The sequence below is a fragment of the Actinomycetota bacterium genome (assembly GCA_019347575.1).
Lineage (GTDB): Bacteria > Actinomycetota > Nitriliruptoria > Nitriliruptorales > Nitriliruptoraceae > JAHWKY01.
Genome location: JAHWKY010000099.1, coordinates 1 through 3,427, shown reverse-complemented (window position 1 = coordinate 3,427; position 3,427 = coordinate 1). Strand labels below are relative to the sequence as shown.

At 70.9% G+C, this 3,427-nt stretch carries 3 protein-coding genes; all 3 read left to right on the top strand.

The features are described from left to right. Positions 1-1,069: AMP-binding protein (locus tag KY469_22675; protein ID MBW3665897.1), on the top strand; the 1,069-nt coding region annotated here is incomplete at its 5' end. A 20-nt stretch (positions 1,070-1,089) separates the two neighbouring features. After that, a complete protein-coding gene (locus tag KY469_22670; protein ID MBW3665896.1) occupies positions 1,090-2,547 on the top strand; it encodes a wax ester/triacylglycerol synthase family O-acyltransferase in 1,458 nt (485 codons plus the stop codon). A gap of 59 nt (positions 2,548-2,606) precedes the next feature. Then, the gene (locus KY469_22665) at positions 2,607-3,422 is read left to right on the top strand and encodes an alpha/beta hydrolase (protein MBW3665895.1); all 816 of its coding nucleotides are present in this window, start codon (positions 2,607-2,609) and stop codon (positions 3,420-3,422) included. Positions 3,423-3,427: the final 5 nt, after the last annotated feature.

The window sequence follows — 3,427 nt, the reverse complement described above, 5'->3', positions numbered from 1 at the left end:
GATCCACTCCCACCTCGGATCCTCGCCGCCGGCGGTGGACCGCACCGGACGGGTCGTGCTGCTGACGGCGGGGACGACCGGGACTCCCAAGGGCGCGCGCCGCAGCGGCGGCGGACCCGACGAGCTGGCCGGGATGCTCGAGCGCATCCCGTGGCGGGCCGAGGAGACCGTGGTCGTGGCTGCGCCGATGTTCCACGCGTGGGGCTTCGGGCAGCTGGTGATCGCGGCGATCATGACCTGCACGGTCGTGATGCGCCGTCGGTTCGATCCCGAGGCGACGTTGGCCCTGGTCGACGACCACGGCGCCACCGGCCTGTCGCTGGTCCCGGTGATGCTCGAGCGGATCATCGAGCTCCCCGAGGAGGTGTTGGCCTGCTACTCGCTGGGTTCGCTGCGGTTCGTGTCCGCCAGCGGATCACGCATGCGCCCCGATGCCGTCACGGCCTTCATGGACCGCTTCGGTGACGTCGTGTACAACAGCTACAACGCGACCGAGGCGGGTCAGATCAGCGTGGCCAGCCCTGCCGACCTCCGGCATGCCCCGGACACGGCGGGACGGCCGGTCCCGGGCACCCGCGTGCAGGTCGTCGACGACGGCTGGCGGCCCGTTCCTGTCGGCGACGTCGGCCGCATCGTGGTCCGCGGCGCGTCACCCTTCGAGGGCTACACCCACGGTGGGTCCAAGGATGCCCGCGACGGCTTCATGGAGTCCGGCGACGTGGGACGGTTCGACGCGGAAGGTCGTCTGTACGTCGTGGGGCGCGACGACGACATGATCGTTTCGGGGGGCGAGAACGTCTACCCGATCGAGGTGGAGAAGGCCATCGGCCGCCTAGACGCGGTGCGCGAGGTCGTGGTGATCGGCGTCGAGGACGAGGACTTCGGGCAGCGACTGGCGGCGTACGTCGTCACGGTGCCGGGCGCGGCCCTGTCGCCTGACGAGGTGAGAGCCCACGTCAAGGCCACGCTCGCGGGCTACAAGGTGCCCCGCGACGTCGTGTTGCTCGACGAGCTGCCACGCAACGCGGCGGGGAAGGTCGTGCCCCGCGAGCTCCGGGGGGCGTCGTGAGCCAACGAGGTTGGACGCGGATGGAGGGGGTCGATGCCGGCTTCCTCTACCTCGAGACGCCCTCGATGCACATGCACACCCTGAAGATCGCCATCCTGGAGCCGACCGCCGAGCTGAACCGCGACACGCTGATCGCCGGGATGCTCGGACGCTTGCCGCGGCTGCCGCCGCTGCGGCGTCGCGTCGTGCCGGTGCCGTTCCGACTCAACCACCCGGTCTGGGTCACCCAGCCCCGGATCGATCCCGACCAGCACTTCTTCATGCACACCGTGCCCGGGGCGGGGTCGGTCCGCGACCTCGAGGAGCTGATCGGTGACATCGCCAGCACACCGCTGGACCGCTCGGTGCCGCTGTGGGAGCTGCACCTGTGCGAGGGTCTCGCGGACGGCCGCGTCGCGATCGTCGCCAAGATGCACCACTCGCTGGCCGACGGCGAGGCCGCCAACGCGCTGCTCGCCAACGTCACCGATGTGCGCACCGCCGACGGACCGGTCCCTCCACCCGAGCTGGACGACGAAGCGACCGCTGCGGTCGGCCCCCCCTCGGACCGCCAGCTGGTGCTCGACGCCCTCCGCGACGCGATCGTGCAGATCGCCCTCCTGCCGCGGCTGCTGCTGCGGACCGTGCGGGGCATCGGGGAGGTGATCCGGTACCGACGCTCGGTGCAGACCGACGCCCCGGTGCCGGTCCTGCACGCTCCGCGGACATCCATCAACCGCCCGCTCACGCCCCGCAGGTCCTTCGCGACCGTCTCCTTGCCGCTGGCCGAGTGCAAGCGGATCAAGGCCATGCACGACGGGGTGACGCTCAACGACGTGGTCCTGGGCGTGGTCTCCGGTGCCCTGCGCAGGTGGCTGAACGCCCACGACGAGCATCCGGCGCGGTCGCTGATCGCCGGCGTCCCGGTCGGAGTGCCCTCGGAGGACGACCGGCCACGGCTCGTCGGCAACCGCGTGTCCAACCTCTTCACGACGCTGGCGACCGACGTCGATGACCCGACCGAGCGGCTCGCGCGGATCAGCCGGATCGCCCACCACGCCAAGCAGATCCAGCAGCGCCTCGGCCCCACCATGCTCACCGACTGGACGCAGTTCACGCCACCGGCCCCGCTGTCCTGGTTGATGCAGCTGTACTCACGCTGGGGGGCGGCACGTCTGCACCCTCCACCGTTCAACACGATCGTGTCCAACGTCCCCGGCCCACGCGAGCCGGTGAGCATCGGTGGCGCCCGCCTGTCCGACCTGTTCAGCGTCGGCCCGCTGATCGAGGGGATCGGGCTGAACGTGACGGTGTGGTCCTACGTCGACCGGATGAACTTCTCGCTGCTGGCATGTCCCGATCTGCTGCCCGATGTCGAGGCGCTGGCGTCGTACTTCCCTGCAGCACTCGCCGAGCTCGACAGCGACGACGATCCCGGGGACGCGCTCGACCCCGGCGATGACGGCGATGGCGGCGCCTACACGAAGGCGTCCGCGTGAGCCCTCCGTTGGAACGAGCCAACGCGCGCCGAGCTCTCGGGGTGGCCGCACGGTTCGCCATGGGTGCGATGCGCCGACTGCGCCCCGCCGACCTCCCGCTGACCGAGCGGATCGCCGTACCCGAGGGTCGCGTGCTGGAGCTGCCGGACCGCGGCGAGACCTTCGTCGTGGACGTCCCCGGTCCGAGCCAGGACGCCCCGACCCTGCTGCTGTTCCACGGGCTCGGCACCACGACCCACCTGACGTGGTTCACGACCATCGGGGCGCTCGCCGAGCGGTACCGGGTCGTCGCCTTCGATCAGCGCTGGCACGGGCGCGGGATCCGTAGCGAGCGGTTCCGGCTCGACGACTGCGTCGACGACGCCGCCGCGCTGCTGGACGTGTTGGAGCTGCCGCAGGTGACGGCGATCGGCTACTCGCTCGGCGGGGCGCTGGCGCAGGTGTTCTGGCGACGCCACCCGGACCGGGTGTCGGCCATGGTGTTGTGCTCGACCGCGATGAGGTGGACCGGCAACATCGCCGACCGGTCCTTCTTCGCCCTGCTCCGCGCGGCCAACCAACTGCTGCGCCCGACGGCGCGCGAGCGGGTTCACGCCCTCGCCCAGGGTCTGCCGCCGGTGCCGGAGCCGCTCACCGGCGACGTGCGGGCCAGCACCAGCACCTTCAAGAGCGTCCGCGCCTTGCGGCTGCCCAGATCCCGCTCGGCGATGCCGTCGACGCCGAACCCACCGAGGACGCGGAACCGCACGGCGCCATCTTCCTACTCGACGCCGGGCTTTGCACGCGTTGGGTGGGAGGGTTCACCTCGACGCAGCGCGGGTGCAAGTCAGGTAGGTAGGAGACTTGCGGTTCAGTCGCTTGACTGGCTGGAGTAGCAATT